Consider the following 1,282-nt stretch of genomic DNA (forward strand, 5'->3'; position numbering starts at 1 on the left):
TATAGATTCGCTCCTGGTCGCCCAGTGGCTGCTCTCTGTACCGGCCATTGTAGCACGTGTGTAGCCCAAGGCGTAAGGGCCGTGATGATTTGACGTCATCCCCACCTTCCTCACAGTTTGCACTGGCAGTCTTGTTAGAGTTCCCGACTTGACTCGCTGGCAACTAACAACAGGGGTTGCGCTCGTTATAGGACTTAACCTGACACCTCACGGCACGAGCTGACGACAACCATGCAGCACCTTGTAAATTGTCTTGCGAAAGATCTGTTTCCAAACCGGTCAATCTACATTTAAGCCTTGGTAAGGTTCCTCGCGTATCATCGAATTAAACCACATGCTCCACCGCTTGTGCGGGCCCCCGTCAATTCCTTTGAGTTTCATTCTTGCGAACGTACTCCCCAGGTGGGATACTTATCACTTTCGCTTAGCCACTGAGATTGCTCCCAACAGCTAGTATCCATCGTTTACGGCGTGGACTACCAGGGTATCTAATCCTGTTCGCTACCCACGCTTTCGTCCATCAGCGTCAATCAATTAGTAGTAACCTGCCTTCGCAATTGGTATTCCATGTAATCTCTAAGCATTTCACCGCTACACTACATATTCTAGTTACTTCCTAATAATTCAAGTCTAACAGTATCAATGGCCGTTCCACCGTTGAGCGATGGGCTTTCACCACTGACTTATTAAACCGCCTACGGACCCTTTAAACCCAATGATTCCGGATAACGCTTGGATCCTCCGTATTACCGCGGCTGCTGGCACGGAGTTAGCCGATCCTTATTCTTACGATACCGTCAAGCTACTTCACGAAGTAGTGTTTCTTCTCGTATAAAAGCAGTTTACAATCCATAGGACCGTCATCCTGCACGCGGCATGGCTGGATCAGGCTTGCGCCCATTGTCCAATATTCCTCACTGCTGCCTCCCGTAGGAGTCTGGTCCGTGTCTCAGTACCAGTGTGGGGGATCTCCCTCTCAGGACCCCTACCCATCGTAGCCTTGGTAAGCCGTTACCTTACCAACTAGCTAATGGGACGCATGCTCATCTTTTACCGTTGTGACTTTAATAATATCTCGATGCCGAGTCATTATACTATGAGGTATTAATCCAAATTTCTCTGGGCTATCCCTCTGTAAAAGGTAGATTGCATACGCGTTACGCACCCGTGCGCCGGTCTCAAAGTCCGAAGACTTCTACCCCTCGACTTGCATGTGTTAAGCCTGCCGCTAGCGTTCATCCTGAGCCAGGATCAAACTCTTCATCGTATATTGTTTGCTTGA

At 49.1% G+C, this 1,282-nt stretch carries 1 rRNA gene (cut by a window edge); it reads right to left on the reverse strand.

Annotated features, from left to right (window positions below):
- A 16S ribosomal RNA gene (locus KHA90_RS24815) occupies positions 1 to 1,267 on the reverse strand; it reaches 346 nt to the left of the window's first position.
- Positions 1,268 to 1,282: the final 15 nt, after the last annotated feature.

Origin of the sequence: Flavobacterium psychroterrae, from assembly GCF_018380615.1 — a bacterium.
Lineage (GTDB): Bacteria > Bacteroidota > Bacteroidia > Flavobacteriales > Flavobacteriaceae > Flavobacterium > Flavobacterium psychroterrae.